The following is a 16,357-nucleotide window of genomic DNA, read 5'->3' on the forward strand; positions in this document are numbered from 1 at the left end:
CTGATAAAAGTACCAATAAAAAAAGTTCCGCCCTTAAGAGGACGGAACTTTTTTCAGCAGTGAGATATGAGCTATTAAAAAGAATAACCGACAGAGAACGACAGGACACGGTTTGTTACTTTTCCGTTTCCTCCTTCACCTCCCGGACGCAGGTCGGATAATCCAAGGCCATAACCGGCGCCAACATTAAATCCGCTGTTCAATTGGATACCTCCAATAAAGTTTACACCAAAGTCACCACGTTTTAAATCGTTTTCGCTCGCATCATCGCCATAGGAAAGATCACGGGTGCCCTCGGCAAACGCCTCACCGAGATTACCTGACACTTTCCGTTCGCCCGACACAGCAAAGGCGGCGTAGGGACCTGCTCCCAGATAAAGGTTGGTGCCCGTTGCGCCTAATGGTAACTTACCAACAAGGTTCACCGGAATCTCGATGTAGAGCGAGTTGTCTTTTACTTCGCCATTCAGCGCATTATAAGTCTGTTTGCCTCCCTTTCCTTGCAGGGAGATACCTGGCTGAAAACTAAATCCGTTTGAAACGGGTATATCAGCATAACCAGTAACATGGAAATTGGTATTTGCTTCTGATTCCAAATCATCACCATCTGTATCGGTGAAATGGTATTTGGGTAGGCTAACACCTGCTTTTAATCCCCATTTTACAGGAGACACAGAGCTTGTTTGAGCAAAAGCAGCACTTCCTATCAGGAATCCGGCTGCAAGTAGAGCTATTTTTTTCATTGTTTTCAATTTTAATTTAAAATATGTGTGTTGCCTGTCTTCGTTCAATTTGCACACCAAAATTCCTAAGAAGTAAAAACAGCTTCAGAAAGAGCATTTTACGTTATTCGAAATATTTTGGCCTTTATATTAAATGATTTGTTTGTAGGTCAATTTGTCCCCCAAAACAGACAATCGGGGGTCGTGATAGCGACAAATTGATGTGAACTCCATCTCCTGTTCGTAAAATGAAACTTTGGCGCATGAAAAACGTAGAACACCGAACGTTTTACAGGAAGAATGTTTAAACGTAAGTCTTGAACACTTTTAAAACGCAAGATTGCAGAAGACTCTGGAAATAAAAAACAAACGCATATATGAAGAGATACTTACTAATTGCCGGTGTGCTGGGTTTATTTACAGTGTCCTCCTGTAAAAGATCTGAAGTCGCTGAACCAAAAATTACTAATCTTGACAACATTGTTGTGCCTGAAGGCTTTACCTGGGAGAACTCGAGGGAGGTAACCTTTAGTATTGGTATTTCTGATACAAGATTTCAGGATGCGATTCACCGCATAGCGATATACGATGGCGATCCATCTGCAGGGGGAGCGATGATTGCAGGCGGTGCGGCCTCTCTTGTCAGTTCTTTTAACGTCAAAGTTTCTCTTGCATCCGTTATCAATACCGTCTATGTTGTAAAAGCTGCTCCTGATGGCTCGGAGGTCATAGAAAAGGTGGAACTGAATGGAAACAACGTGTCTTTATCCATAGGGGCTCAAAGTATTACCCGTACGTTGGTGGCAAGTAACGTTTTGCCCAGACTTATGAGTTCAGGTAGCCAGTCGGCTGTTTCCTCATCCCAGGACTGCAGTACTGGTTGTACGACTACTATAACTACCAGTACTCAGGTTAATTCGAATAACGATAATGAGGTAGTTTGTATTACCGGAAGCAATATTACTGTTTCGCTAAACATAAATGGTGGAACGGTGAGGATTTGCGGATCGAATGTACTCGTTTCTGACGCCAATTTAAATAACACCTCCAAATTGATCATCGCGCCGTCTGCCTCCGTCACATTTAACAATTTAAGCATTAACGGCTCGTCTTCTTCGTTTGAGAACTATGGAACAGTTACGGTAAATGGCTCATTTTCTCCTGGAGGGATTACCAGCAATAATGGAACATTGACTGTGAAAAATGATTTTAATTTGAATAGCGGGTCAACATTCACCAACAGCGGTATTTTAAACATCGCGATGAGTATGAATGTGAATACAAGCAATGTTTCTCTCAATACCGGAAAGATTATAACAGGTGGGGACTTTAAATTAAACGGCGGCAGCCGTTTTATAAACAATTGTTCGCTATGGATTAAAAATCAGTTTCATAATAATTCGGAAATGAAAAATTATGGGCTGATAAAGGTTGATAACGAAACAGTTATTAACGGAGGGTCGGTTACTGCTCTGTATAACGGTGCTATGCTCAAGACGGTCAATATGATGATGAATGGTATGGTAACCGGAAGCGGATCAACGTCGCTTATAAAAGTTTCAGCACGTACGGTAATAAACGGTGGTGCTGGAGCCACGGGTGCAATTCAGTATTGCGACCAGAATGGAATTGAAACAAATTACGGTTCTTTTTCTAATGGCGCTGCTCAGGGCTGTAGTCTTTATATTCCTGTTACCGCCTGTAATTCTGAAGGAAATGGAGTTGCTCCTGTTAAGGATAGCGATGGCGACGGTGCGGCTGATGCGATCGACGCTTATCCGGACGATGCGTTAAGGGCTTTCAATAATTATTATCCCTCCAATTCGGCCAGTGCTGCTTCTACACTTGCTTTTGAAGACAGATGGCCTTTAAAGGGCGACTACGACCTGAATGATATCATAATCTCTTATCGCTACAATATTATAACCAATGCGCAGAATAATGTGGTTCAGGTAAGCGCCACTTATAACCTGCACGCTACAGGAGGTACATACCAAAATGGTTTTGGGGTTGAATTCCCTTTAAACCGCTCAGATGTCGGCACATTAACCGGAGGAACACTTGAAGCCGGACAGACGAAGGCGGTGGTAATTCTTTTTAATAATTCCAGAAACGAACAAAACTCCTGGAATACCAGGCCGGAGGAGGCGCTCGCAGCAGTTAAAACGTATACGGTTAATTTTAATGTTCAAAGTCGCCCGCCACTTAGTAGTTTTGGACTAGGCTCCTACAATCCTTTTATCTGGCATAGCAACCTTGGCCGGGGGTATGAAACTCACCTCGCCGGAAAAACACCAACCTCTCTCGCCAACGCGGCGTTATTTGGTACCGGCGACGACCGTACCGGATCAGGGAAATACTATGTAACCGAAAAAGGTCATCCATGGGCTGTCGATGTTCCGCAGTCATCCTTTAACTACCCGATAGAGGGAGTTGATATCTCAAGGGCCTATCCTAACTTTGTAAAGTGGGCCGGATCGGGAGGTGTAAGCTATACTGATTGGTTCAGCAATACCGCACAAGGGTATCGCGATAACAGCTTGCTGTTCCTGAAATAGCCCTGATTATCCCAAAGATAAAGCGGGGAATTATTTGCACACATCAGGTGAAAATAGTTCCCCGCTTTTCTTTTAAATGCTCCATAACGTGCTTAAAAAGCGGGGTTTTTTCTGGCATCACTTTAGCAATTAACACAGCAACATGAAAAGAATTTTACTTTTAGCCGCTTTAGGAGGTATCCTTAGTGTTACATCCTGTAAAAAAGATAATTCCACTCCGTCAACTGAACCTCTGAAGATGGAGGACCTCATCGTTAAAGAGGGATTTGACTGGTCAACAACTAAGGCAATAAAATTTAATATCGGCATAACCGATACCCGGTTTGCAAATGCAGAGCATAGCATCTCTATTTACGACGGTGATCCGGCAAATGGGGGCAATATTGTTTCTACCGGTAAAGCGTCTCTAATCAGGGCGTTCATAGAGAAAATCAATTTTCCATCGGCAGTTAAAGATGTTTACGTTGTAAAAACATCGCCTGATGGTTCGACTATTACTGAAAAAGTAGCAATCAATAATACCGAAGTTTCGATAGCTTTTGGTCAGCAAAAAAGCAGTTCTTCTATATCGTCAGTTTCGGGCAAGAGCAGCTTCTCTGTCAGCGTCGACAATGCAGCATGTCCGGCTGGATCCACGGAAATAAATTCAAACATGAACAGTTGGTCAAGCGTGCCAGCAGGCCAAACACATTGTGTTACCGGAGATGTAAGGATTGAGGGATTGAACATATACGGAACCTTGAGGATCTATGGTAATGTAAGGAGCGAAAACCTTTCGGTTTATGGAGGTGGTAAAATCATAATTGTTAATGGCGGAACCTTCACCGGGAAAATCTTTCAGAACGCATCCAATGCTTATGTTGAAAATAATGGTGAAATTAATACTTTGGCTTACGACGATTTTTTCACAGGTGGTGAATTTGTAAACAACGGAACACTTAAAACCAAGAGATTTTCTGTTAATACATCGTCAAAATTTATAAATGCGGGAGAAGTTAACGCTTTAGGTGCAGTTGCAATAGGTGGGCGTAACTGCGAAAATAAGGGCACATTTATTATAGGGGGTAATTTTAGTATTAATTCAGACGCGACAAACTTTATAAATTCAGGTACAATCACAGTTACTGGGGATATGGCGGTGAATGGCACCGGAGGCATAAATCATCATAAGATCGATGTAACCGGTACTTTTTACCTTAACAGTAATTCAAGCAGCTATATCAATAACTGTATGATATTAGCAGGGAATGAGTTTCATGCGAATGCGATAATGAATAATTATGGCTATATAAAAGCGAAGGTAAAGTCGTTTTTAAATAGCAATGGTAAGCTGAAAATGTACAGTGGGGCAATGTTCAGCACTAAGGATTTAGCCATCAATTCGACTATTGAAGGAGACGGTAATGCGTCACTGGTAAAGGTTACAGGTGCTCATACAGTTCAATATAACATGGCAAAAACTAGTAACGGTGCGGTGTTTCTTGACCTGTATAGTAATCCTTCAGCAAAGGCTGATGTTTATATAGGTGTTTCAGGATGTAATCCGGAAGGATACGGAGTCCCGCCCATTTCTTATACTAAGTCAGTAAATTACGATAACGGAGGTTCTACTTTGATTTTCGAAGATAACTGGCCGTCAAAAGGCGACTTCGACTTAAATGATATTGTAATTTCCTATAAATATCTCATCACCAAAAATAGCAGCAATAAGGCAATTAAGCTTGAAGCCACTTATACGTTACTTGCGTCAGGCGCAGATTATAAGAATGGCTTTGGCGTGGAGCTGCCAACATTATTTTCAAATGCAGTATTAAGTGATAAAAGCAATGCGAGTATTGCTTTGGAGCAAGGGCAGGAGAAAGCGGTAGTTATACTCTTTGAAAACGCCCGTGAAGTACAGCAGAACTGGAACACTGTTGTGGGAAATGCACGATCTGCTTCTGTGACCTATTCTTTCACAATAACTTTTAATAATCCGGTATCCCTGGCAGACAATCCGTTCGATCTTAATCCTTTTGTATTCAAAAAGGGTACAACAGTAGGAAGAAATGAAATCCACTTACCCGACTACAGAGGCACTTCTTTTGCCGGTACTATTCTGGGAAATGGAGATAACTCGGCATCAAGGTATTATCTTACTAAAGATAAAGGGCTTCCCTGGGCTGTGAACGTCCCTGTTGCAAGTTTCAAATATCCGGTAGAAACAATGGATATTTCGCTGGCTTACCCTCTTATCAAAGACTGGGCTAAAACAGGAGGTGTAGAAGCTGACAAGTGGTATAATAATGGAAACCAGGAAAAGTGCTTTCCTGTAGCTGAGTAATTAACTTTATTAGTGCATAACAAGTACCTCCCGGTGGCACAGGTCTATTTTTTAGCAGTGCTGTCGGGAGGTGTTTTTGTTGTAGCGGGTGTAGCTTCCCTGTTTGGATTTACAAGCGTGGGGTTCGGCGAATGCGGATTTGGATTATTCTGAGGCGGTATTCTTGGGTGCCTGGGCCGGAAAAGGAATCTTTTTGTAGTATCTGTACTATCGTGCAAAATGCCTATTCCTGTAGTATCGGTTATTCTTAGAAGCCGTCTTTGCTTGTAGGCAGTAGCAGACGTATCGGAAACCTTCCTTGTTTTTTCATGTCTTTTTTTTGTTCGTGTTTGCGAATTTGCAGATTCCGCTGCCAGAGCAGCTACAAGGATCAGTGCTGTAATCAGATAGTTTTTCATAAAGATAGATTGATCTGGTAATAACCGTACGATGCACTACTTGTTTTGTTATTGATGATTTGTTAGGCTCTTTTTTAAGCACTAAATAAAGTTGGCCATCAATCAGAAAACAACTCAAACACCGGCGTGTTAATCTTCTATAAAAACAAATTATGAAGCGTTTCAAGATACAATATACGATCAAGGGTGAGCAGATAGACTTATACGCCGAACCAATGGATCTTAATCACAGGATGTATTCTCTTGAGCGAAAGCTGATGGATCCCCACCCCTTACTCATTGAACACGGTGAGCACGGCTGGTTTGTCAAATCGCAGGATAACTGGGGGTTAAGTAAAGAAGATGTGAATGAGCTTGGCGAATACCTTGAAAGAGCGTACGATCAAAGCCCCCCGGAATAATTAAGATAGAGTATTACGTCTAATAGCCAATGTGGTCTCTACACAAAAAGCGTTGTCTTCTCTTAATAAAAATCGTAGCATTTAAGACTATTATAGCCTTTATCTTTTGCCTCTCCGGTTTCGAAGCCAATGCTTAATTCGGAAGTACCGCTGGTATTTGAATAGTTTAATTTATTGGTAGTGGCGTCGTGGCTCACGCCAATACGAAGCTTTTGATTTTTGTAGCTATTTGTGAAAATGTCGAATATCAGCGAGAAGACGAAGGAGTCGCTCTGTCCTTTTCCATTTGACCTGAACCATGCACCTGCGTTTACACCTCTATATTTAAATTGCATTCCTGCGCTCACGGACGTTGCTTCTGCTTGTTTATAGTAAACAACGGAGGGGATCAGAAAGGTGTCATCTTCATTATAAGGGTCGGAAGGGTCTAGTGCATACCGGTAACTTGCGTGTACCGCGGTACGGATAGGAGTATAAACCTTACTTCCTGTAAAAGATTCATCCGGTTTATTCAGGTGCATCATAGAAGCTCCTATCATAGCATTTCCTATTACAAAATTAACACCGCTACCGGCGTCAAAATAATATTTGTTATCGTTATAAGGACTCTCTGCTGCAGACGCTCCTCCCTCAAAGCCGAGTCTTGGATCTAGCTGATCAGAGAATATTAGTTTACTGAAATCAAGCTTTCTGTTGGTAATACCAGCCTGCAGTCCAAAAGATGCAGTAAAACCCTCAGTTCCGACACTATAGGAATAAATGCCTGCTATATTGTTCTTTTTCAGGTACGCGGTTCCTTCAGATGAGCTGTTAAACATAAGCCCTACGGCGCCTCCTATGTTTGGAAGCTGATAATCAATTGAGGTACTCATATAATTAAGGTCGCCCGAAATGGAGCTCCACTGATTTCGGTAAATCATGTTCATTCTGAAGGATCCCTTAAATTCGCCATTCAGGGCAGGATTGAGATATACGGGGGCATTAAAAAACTGGGAATAAATATGATCCTGGGCCTCTGTTTTCAGGCTGGTTAAAAGAACTGCTGAAATAATGAATATTTTCTTTGCTTTAAAAATCACTCGCATCATTATCTGATTAAATGTATTGCTCCTGTCCTTTTGGGTTCCGAACTGTTATACGTCATACCAGGCCATTCGGTTCCATTTTTAAATGTTGCTGCTATCTCCCAGAAGTAAATACCCTGTGGAACGGTAACTCCGTTTCGGGTTCCATCCCAACTTTCTGAAGGTTCTCCTCTCGAATCAAGAGCCTCTGTATGCCAGATCAGTTCACCCCATTTATTAAATATCCTCATATGCCATTTTTCTATTCCCGAGCCTTTGACTTTAAATGTCCTTAACTCATTGGTTGCGCTATTCGGCATGAACGCATTAGGCACAAACAGACTACCCGGGATGCCTGATATCCTCACCGTTTTACTTAATGTATCTGTACAGCCTTTAGCATTGGTGACAATAAGCCGTACTTTATAAGATCCTGTATCCGGGTAGGTGTGGTCGGGATTAGGTGCAGAAGAAGTAGAACCGTTATCGCCGAAGTCCCATTCCCATTTTTTTATGTCTTCCCTGCTGGCGTCTCTGAATGTGAAGGTGTAATTCGGGATATTTATTACATCCCCGGGCAGCACATCGAAGTCAGCAACCGGCGGCGGCGACACCGTAATATAATCCTTTATCTCAAGTGTGTCAGTACACCCGAAAGGGGAAATGGATATGAGCCGTACCCGGTAGGCGGAACTACTGTATGAGTACGTATGAGTTGGATTCGGATCAGAAGAGCGCGCTCCATCGCCAAACTCCCATATGTAAGAGTTTGCTCCTGTTGTTTTGTTGATAAAGCGCACGGTTAATGAAGTACAACCCGAAGTTTCATTCGCCGAAAAATCGGTGAAAGCCTGGGGATTAACCGTAATTGTTTGTGTAGTGGTGGTATCTGAACATCCGTTCGATGCGGTTAACCGTACAATGTACTTACCACCTGCGGCGAATGTATGAGGAACGGGATTGGTGTTATTAGTAGTATAAGGGGCACTTCCATCACCAAAATCGTATGTAAATACTGTTGCACCAATAGTATTATTAATGAAATTTACTGTGTGTGGCGCACATCCTTCGTATTCATTGCCATTTACTACCAGGTCTGGAAACACTGTATTCGGCGATATGCGAATGGTATAAGTACTTTCGTCTTTGCCACACTCATTTTCTGCAGTCAGCCGCACTACATAATCTCTTGGCCTGTTGCTGATATATGTATGGGTTACAGCATTCGTATTCGTCGTTTTTAATAGTTCAGTACCGTCGCCAAAATCCCAGGTGTAGGTGTTGGTCGATCCCTGTGTTCTGTTATTAAAGGTTACCGTCAATGGTGAACATCCTCTGGTTTTATCAGGCGCAAATAATGCAATAGCTCGCCCAATTACTTTAATTTCTATGCTTTTTGTGGAGTTGGAGCAGCTGGAGAACGCCTGTAGTGTCACGTTGTATGTGGTATCCTTGCCATCGGTACGTGCATCAAATACTATGGTACCCGGGTCTTTTAGTGTAGAGAATTTGCCGTTTCCGAAATCCCATTTAAAAGTAACACCTTGTGTGTTCAGTGTGGTGTTTTTAAAGAGGACGTTTAATGGCCCGCATCCGCTGATCTTGTCTGTACTAAAGTTGGCAGTCAGCGATGCATTCGTCTTGAAAGTATGCGAGAATGTAGCCGATCCACAGCCCAGCGCGCTGCTAACTTTTAGCGTTATCTCAACAGAATCACCCACGGCACTTAAGTTATAGCCAGGAAAAGTTTGCCCTGTGCCAATTGGCTGCCCGTTGGCAAACCATTCAAAACTATCTCCTTGTTCGGATCCATCTGCTGTTATAGTTCCTGCAGATATGTTAAACGGAGCACAAGCAGCATCCGAGCTCCAGGTAAATCCGGCGTCAGGTCCGGGAGACACCCGTACCGTGATTACATTACTTACGCTCTGTTGAAGTCCCTTACAAATTGCGGAACTTACGATACGCCGGAAAGAGGAAGATTGAGACAAGGCCTGCGGCTGGTAGTCTTTATCAGTCGCCTGGAGAATTATAGCCCATGTCGCGCCATTATCCGAACTTTTCTCCCATTGATAGCTATAAGTGCCGTCGGCACCCAGCGGCGTAGTTCCGGTAAGTATTGCAGGCGTATTATTGCTGCATATAAACTGATCCGCAGAAATAGAATTATTCGTAATACCCTTCTGAACATTTATCTTCACGATGTTACTGTAACTGCTGCAGTTTCCTGACGTTGCAATTCTGCGGAAGAAAGCAGATTCGACAGAGATGGCCTTTAAATCCTTTTCGGTTGCCGTATTTATCGGAAGCCAATCGGTTTCGTTTATGCTCGTTTCCCATCGGTACGAATAATTATTGTCGCCCCCGGTAGGAGTACTTCCATTGACAATATACTCTGCACCTTCACATATCTCAGAAGATGTAGTGGATATGGTATTTGAGGCGACAGGAAGGAGGATTTGAATGGTTACTTCGTCACTGCTGGGTTTGCAATTAAAAGGACCGGATATGGTCCACAAGAAGCGATACGTTGTCCCTGGCACCAAGCCGTTTGCAACAGCATCGAAGCGCGTGTCATCATCAAAAGAAATGCCTCCCTGTCCCGATGCCAATGTCCACTTACCGACACTGGAGCCCGGGTTGTTCGCTTTCAGTTGCACCCTTGTTACATTACAGATCTTTTCATCATCGCCCGCGTTGGCGATCACGGGAGGCGCGGAAACAGTAATTGTCAGGGTAACAGGCGCGCCTTCACATCCGTTGCCGGTAACCGGGGTAATAGTGTATATGACAGTGCCAGAAGTGTTGCCTGCGTTTACCAGGGTATCGTTTATGCTATTTGTAGCGAGAGGAGTGCTTTGCCTGCTGTTTCCGCTGATAGCACCCTGCACCGTACTCGTCCATCGGTATTTTGTTGCTGCAAGATTTGAACTAAGAGTGATCCCGGCCGGCTGGTTGGTGCAAATAGTGGAGTTTGCTGCCGTTACCGTTGCGGATGGCAGCGGTGAAACAGTAACAGTAAAAGTAAACTCTTCTCCTTTACATCCATTGCTTTCAGGTGTGATGATATAAGTAACGACAGCATTCTGGTCAGGGTCGGAGTTTGTAATGATATCAGAAATATCTCCACTGCCGCTGGCAGAAAAATTTGAGGCATTAGCGGTGCCGCTGGCCGTCCAGGAAATAGTGCTTCCGGGAATACTTGCAGTGGGCCTATAGTTTACCGCCGTTCCGGTACAGATCGTTTTTTGAGCTGCGCTAGTGATCTTATTCGGCGGGTTAATAGTGATAATGACGACGTCGTCCACCTTATCGCAGGGCGCGGGATTTAATGTTACGGCTGAAAGAGTGAGTTCTGCCTTCCCTGCCGATACTTCAGCCGGAGAGGGGAGGTACTGTGCATTTAAAGCGTTGCGCCCGGGCAAAAATGTACCTGTTCCACCCTTCCATTCAAAGGAAGATACAGGTGGGCCCGAAATAGAACCTTGTAATATTGCGCTGCTGCCAGCGCAAATTGTTTGATCGCTTCCTGCTGAAATAGTAGGCGACTCGTTAAAAGTTAATGATCTGGTTTCAGTAACCGTTCCGCAATTGTTCTTGTGTGTAATAACAATAGTGTATGTAGCATAGTCGTTAAACAGAATAGAGGGTTCTTTTGAGGATGCGCTTGTTCCATTCTCGAAAGAATAAGTCCCTCCGCTTACCGACCAGGAATATGTATCGCTGAGCTCTTTAACTTTTCCGCTGAAGCTTGTGCTAACAGGGTTTCCCCCCGTATTGCTGAAGGTTAGAAGTTGATCTTTTCCGCAAAGGTTTGCCTGCCAGTTGGCGGTAATTGTTGGCGACTGATTAATTAGTATTGTCTGCTCAGCGCTCGTTACTGTATCGCAAACAGAACTTATGCTTAGTTTAATGGTATAGATACCTTCTACGGTAAAGCCTATCTGCGGGTCTTTACTGTTTTTGGTTGTATTGTTATTAAAGACTGCCGGAGCCGGGCCATTAATTATCCATTCATAATCATGCTTTGCAAGGTTGTTAGGGTCTACCACCGACTTATTCACGGGTGTAACGATCGAGCCGAGACAATAGGTGTCGGCCGAGAGTTCGAAATCAGCTTTTGGCGGAACCTGTATATATACAGTCTTTTCTACGGGAGCGGCCTGGCATTCAGATGTGCTTTCAGACTCAAGCCGGATCGTATGGTTGCCAGAACTTGTAAACGTATGGTTAAGCGTGTAAGTTATAGGAACGCCCTGAGGTGTAATTAACTGATTGTCGATATACCAATAGTAGACAACATTATTGTTTTGGCAGGAAGGTGAACTTGTACTCGGGTCCTCACCGGCAATAGATTCGTTAGTAATTGCTATCGGTGTATTGACACATGCCAGGAGAGGAGCTGTAAAGCGATTTTCAGGCTGACTTATTACTTTTGCCTGGCTTGAAATAGGCACGCCGATATCCCCGCAAAACTGGCTTCGTGTTTGTACAACAATGCCAAACACATTATAGTACCTCACATTTCCGATTGTTATTTGACTGCCGCACGAAGACTTTGTATAAAGATGGCTGATCTTCCCGTTTGTAGATTTAATTTGGCTCAGGATAAACGTCTCAACAGATCCATCACCCCATGTAACCTGGTAGGTATTTCCGGGAAAATTTAACTGAATTCCGTTCGTAGAGGTTGTTTCAACATTGTATTCTAGTGCCCCTAAAGGCAGACAAACTGTGCTGCTTCCGGGTGGATTAAAAGGGGTATTAATTCGATTGTTAATCAGGAAATAGGCTCTCGTCCCGATAACACCATTGAGTTCTGCACGTACGAAAATTGTATAATGAGTAATATCAGGTGTAAACTGCTGGGGCGACGACGGGAAGGAGAGCTGCTGCGTATCCGAAGGGTTCGCTTCGTTTCTGAAAGTAGCTGTAACACTGGCACCTGCAGAGGACGTGTTACTGAAATTATAGCGGACATTGGTTCTCCCAGGAGAACATGATCCAAAGGCTTTGGTGCTATTGTTACCGATCACCTGCTGGGCAGGCGCATCAATTTCCGCCCTTACGCCTGCGCTATTTTTAATTTCAAACGACGCTGAAGGTGAGCTGGTAATTGCCGGATTAGAAGATTTTATGCGTACCCGGTAATTTCCTGCTCCTATATTTGCCGGAATAGTGCCGTTTACAAATGTCGTATAAAAGCCGGCGTAGCTTCCTATTTCTGTCTCGCTGGCAAAGCTCCCGGATGCATCCGACAAGTACAGCTTAAATTCATTATCAGTTTTGAAATATCCGGTATCCTCATTTAGCGTAACAGGTACCGCAATAGATGAGCCCTGGCCATAAGGCCCGTCCATATTTCCAGGTGTGATAGTCTGGCTATAGCCCGGTAAGAGACATCCTGAAATTAAGTAAAATAATAGAGCCCAGAATTTGTTCATAGAGTCCCCCAATTAGCAGAAGCAGGTACATGCAAATTTTATGATGTACCTCTTATACGGGGCAACATTCAATTAGGGTTCAAAAAAATAAACAATTTCTGTTCGTTATACAGCTAACTCATCGATATAATTACTCAACCTGGGAAGATATATAATATTACTATGTTTTTCGACCTCCATTGACCAGAAGCTTCCGGCAAGTTTGAAGATCTTAAAGAGCTGATTGGATTCGTGTAAAAGGAAGAATTCTGCCCACTGACTGATAGTCATCCGCCCAAGCACTGCATGAGTACCAACCCGCGCATAATGCTCTGCCGGCATTTCCTCCAGCATTAAGCAGAGATTACTTCTCATCTTGTATAATTCATGCAGGAGTGATCCCGTCGTTTTTGCACAGGTAAACGAAAATTCGGCATCGAGGTCGGGTTTGTAAACTTCAAAATAGGGGTTGATGTCATTCACTATTCTATTAAGACGTTCCATGAAAATATGCTGGTATCTGGTCAGATAGGCGATAGTCTCGTGGATGGAGAATTTATCTGTACTAAGTCTGTTATAGATAGCTTCGGGCGGAAGGTCGTCAATATAGTTTTTTATAGTCTTGTGCTGGTTTGCCAACCGCTCAAGCGTGTATTCATTTAAATTCATAAGTTTTCCGGTTAGTTAGTAATATAACATTACCCAATTTCTTTTTGTTCTCATGAGAGCAGAATTAATGCCATTACGAAGATATTAGTATGTTATTAAGCCTTTATTTTATTAGGGTTAAGAAATTTATAATACAAGTAAAAAATACAAGGAAAAGTGAAAGGAGCAGGGGTTGCATGTTGTTGAATATGACCAGAAATATAAACAGTCAGATTTTCCTGTGTGGCAGTAATCTTCATGAGCGTTTCCTGTTCTTGCATACTGAAATGGTTTTGAATATGATGCGATTACTAATCCTAACAAAAATGGGGATACTAAGCTCATACCAATTTTTTTAGGTTAGGCGGGATAGTGAATAAATTCCCCAATTCGAGGTGTCTTAGAAACAATGTAAGGTTTTTGTTTTGGTGTTATTGGTTGATAGTCAGTTTGTTGTATTGTTTGTTGGAAGTTGGTACAGTTATTTCTATTAGCGTTCTATTCATGCGGGGACTTCGGTAATGCATCAATTATACTAATAGATATGAAAAAATTACTACTGTTATTATTGATTACAACTGTTTACTTGTCAGTAAGCTCCTGCAAGAAAGATCTGCCGGGCAACTCTGCAGTCCAGGAAACAGAAGACAAAGCGGCTCCTGATGGATTCGATTACAGTACTACAAAGAAAGTAGAAGTTAACGTCAGACTGCTTACACGAACAGAGCAACCTGTAAAAGGAGTTCTCGTTTCTATTTACAGTCCTGCGAGCCTTACAGAAGGTACTGAGCTTGCCAGGGTGCTGAGTGATGATAATGGCTATGTGAAACTTCTGTTGTAATACCTGCGGGATTAGACTCGCTGATAATCGATCCTGCTTATATTGGTTTAATGCGAAATGCAAAAGCGTACGTTACCGGAAACAGCTTAAGTGCGATCATTGGAGGAAAAACAGGCTATAGTGGGAATATAGTTGCCGAAAATGTCAATCGCACTGGCGTTGCAAAAACCTTTTCGGCCCGGTCTTCTGCAATTCCAACGGTTTATAACTACAAAGCAAGCGACTTCGATTCTAATGGGCGGCCGGTAAACAGGTCGGCAGTGGATAATATCGACTTTAGTGCTTTAATGACACAGATAACAGCGACGTTGCCCGAAAGAAAAGCAGTAGATCCAAAGTATATTAAAACAGAAGCTCCTGCAAATCTGAATATTACGGATTTAGCCGATGTATGGATTACCTTCCTGCACGAGGGGGCCAATTATAAAAATGTCCTGGGGTATTACACCTATCCGACCGGACACGCTCCCCAGAGCGCTGCGGAAATTGATTCAGTACATATTATCTTTATGAATGCTTCGCTTAACGGCAGCGGTGGTGGTATGCTGACGGGAGACAAAGTGAAGATTGGCAGATTCACACCTGGAACCACTATTGGCTTTGTATTGTTACAAGATGCATATAATAACGGCTCTGTCAATACGGGACGAGTGAAGTTTTTTACAAATGAATCTCTTAACCCGGAGGCGAACAATAATAAGAAAAGACATAATGTATTGCTTCACGGCGCGAGTCAGCGTATATTCATGATAGGATTCGAGGATATTGACAGATCAACCGGCAAGAATAGTGACAACGATTTCAACGATCTGCTTTTTTATGCTCAATCTAATCCGGTAGAGGCAATTTCACCGAAAGATATTCCATACCTCGACGAAAAAGTGAAGGATACAGATGAAGACGGAGTGCCGGATACTATGGATGAATATCCGGAAGATCCAGAAAGAGCATATGTTCGCTATTATCCTAGTAAAGACGTATGGGGAACAACTGCATTTGAAGATCAATGGCCTGCGGAAGGGGATTATGATCTTAACGATCTGGTAGTTTCATACCGGTATAAATTCGCTATGAGTACCAATAATAGGGTGGTCGATCTTACTGGCGAATATAAGCCCCTTGCTGCCGGAGCAAGCTTCCAGAATGGATTTGGAGTACAGCTTCCTTTAAATCCGTCTGTTATTAAATCGGTTACTGGTCAGGCTCACATAAATAATTATATCAAGCTGGCTGGAAACGGAGTAGAAGGGGGCCAGTCAAAGGCGGTAATTATTCCTTTTGATAATTACAGGGCGCTCTTCGGATCTTCAGCCTCTTATATCAATACCAGCTTATCGCAGAGTAAGATAAATAGCAACACTGTTACGGTGTACTTAGAACTCAATTCTACTCTTGCCGACGATTTTACTGCCGAGGCACCGTTCAATCCATTTATGATCAGCAATCTCACAAGAGGACGTGAAATTCACCTGGTAAATCATAAACCCACCGATCTTGTAAACATGAGTTTACTTAATACATCGGCCGATAACTCGAATCAGGCAGCAAACAGATATTATATTACCGCCGATAACCGTCCTTTCGCACTGGACTATTTTGGCTTCTTCGCATATCCAACAGAGAAAAATGCCATCTACGACGCTTACCTGCATTTCGCGGAATGGGCAAAGTCTGGCGGGAAGCTGTATAGTGACTGGTATCTTGATAAGCCAGGGTACAGAAAAGCTGAATACATCTACACAAAGTAGCTCTTTCCATAATAGTTAAATAAGCATCAGTTCCGCAAGGACTGATGCTTTTTTTATTGGGTGTTTTAAATATTCGGACGCAAGATTGTGAAAATGTCCTGGGATTAGTAAGCGCGCTTCTGTCGCCACATACCGCATAAAGAAAATTGGTAAAGTCAGCTGAATATCCTGTTTGTCGCTTATTGGGTCCCTTTTAGTGATAAATCGAGATATAAATAGGTTGTTGAATAT

Annotated in this window: 10 protein-coding genes; 5 read left to right on the forward strand and 5 right to left on the reverse strand. The window is 42.9% G+C overall.

Going from position 1 to position 16,357, the window contains the following annotated elements:
* Nucleotides 1-74 precede the first annotated feature (74 nt).
* A complete protein-coding gene (locus BDE36_RS11130) occupies nt 75-743 on the reverse strand; it encodes a porin family protein (RefSeq protein WP_128768748.1) in 669 nt (222 codons plus the stop codon).
* Nucleotides 744-1,099: 356 nt separating this feature from the next.
* On the opposite strand from BDE36_RS11130, the gene BDE36_RS11135 reads away from it, so the two are divergent.
* Together BDE36_RS11135 and BDE36_RS11140 are read left to right on the forward strand one after the other, a co-directional pair.
* A complete protein-coding gene (locus tag BDE36_RS11135) occupies nt 1,100-3,280 on the forward strand; it encodes an LruC domain-containing protein (RefSeq protein ID WP_141814897.1) in 2,181 nt (726 codons plus the stop codon).
* A gap of 142 nt (nt 3,281-3,422) precedes the next feature.
* The gene (locus BDE36_RS11140) at nt 3,423-5,603 is read left to right on the forward strand and encodes an LruC domain-containing protein (RefSeq protein ID WP_141814898.1); all 2,181 of its coding nucleotides are present in this window, start codon (nt 3,423-3,425) and stop codon (nt 5,601-5,603) included.
* A gap of 44 nt (nt 5,604-5,647) precedes the next feature.
* Here the strand turns inward: BDE36_RS11140 and BDE36_RS11145 are convergent, their stop codons facing one another.
* Nucleotides 5,648-6,001, reverse strand: a complete 354-nt coding sequence (locus tag BDE36_RS11145) for a hypothetical protein (RefSeq protein ID WP_141814899.1) — start codon at nt 5,999-6,001, stop codon at nt 5,648-5,650.
* Nucleotides 6,002-6,153: 152 nt separating this feature from the next.
* Between BDE36_RS11145 and BDE36_RS11150 the strand changes: the two genes are divergently transcribed.
* A complete protein-coding gene (locus BDE36_RS11150) occupies nt 6,154-6,402 on the forward strand; it encodes a hypothetical protein (protein WP_141814900.1) in 249 nt (82 codons plus the stop codon).
* A 62-nt stretch (nt 6,403-6,464) separates the two neighbouring features.
* On the opposite strand, the gene BDE36_RS11155 is transcribed toward BDE36_RS11150, so the two are convergent.
* From BDE36_RS11155 to BDE36_RS11165, 3 genes are all read right to left on the reverse strand, one after another.
* Nucleotides 6,465-7,490 carry a PorP/SprF family type IX secretion system membrane protein gene (locus BDE36_RS11155; protein WP_235904240.1) on the reverse strand — a complete coding sequence of 342 codons (1,026 nt, stop codon included), beginning with the start codon at nt 7,488-7,490 and terminating at the stop codon, nt 6,465-6,467.
* The gene (locus tag BDE36_RS11160; protein WP_141814901.1) at nt 7,490-12,910 is read right to left on the reverse strand and encodes a PKD domain-containing protein; all 5,421 of its coding nucleotides are present in this window, start codon (nt 12,908-12,910) and stop codon (nt 7,490-7,492) included. The genes BDE36_RS11155 and BDE36_RS11160 overlap by 1 nt, the downstream gene beginning before the upstream one ends.
* A gap of 105 nt (nt 12,911-13,015) precedes the next feature.
* Nucleotides 13,016-13,558 (reverse strand): DinB family protein, encoded by a 543-nt coding sequence (locus BDE36_RS11165; protein WP_141814902.1) that lies wholly within the window; start codon nt 13,556-13,558, stop codon nt 13,016-13,018.
* A gap of 523 nt (nt 13,559-14,081) precedes the next feature.
* On the opposite strand from BDE36_RS11165, the gene BDE36_RS11170 reads away from it, so the two are divergent.
* Entirely contained in the window at nt 14,082-14,378 is a 297-nt protein-coding gene (locus tag BDE36_RS11170; RefSeq protein WP_141814903.1) for a hypothetical protein, read from the forward strand.
* A 50-nt stretch (nt 14,379-14,428) separates the two neighbouring features.
* Nucleotides 14,429-16,126 carry an LruC domain-containing protein gene (locus BDE36_RS11175; protein ID WP_141814904.1) on the forward strand — a complete coding sequence of 566 codons (1,698 nt, stop codon included), beginning with the start codon at nt 14,429-14,431 and terminating at the stop codon, nt 16,124-16,126.
* The last annotated feature ends 231 nt before the right edge of the window (nt 16,127-16,357 follow it).

The organism is Arcticibacter tournemirensis (assembly GCF_006716645.1).
GTDB classification, from domain to species: Bacteria; Bacteroidota; Bacteroidia; order Sphingobacteriales; family Sphingobacteriaceae; genus Arcticibacter; species Arcticibacter tournemirensis.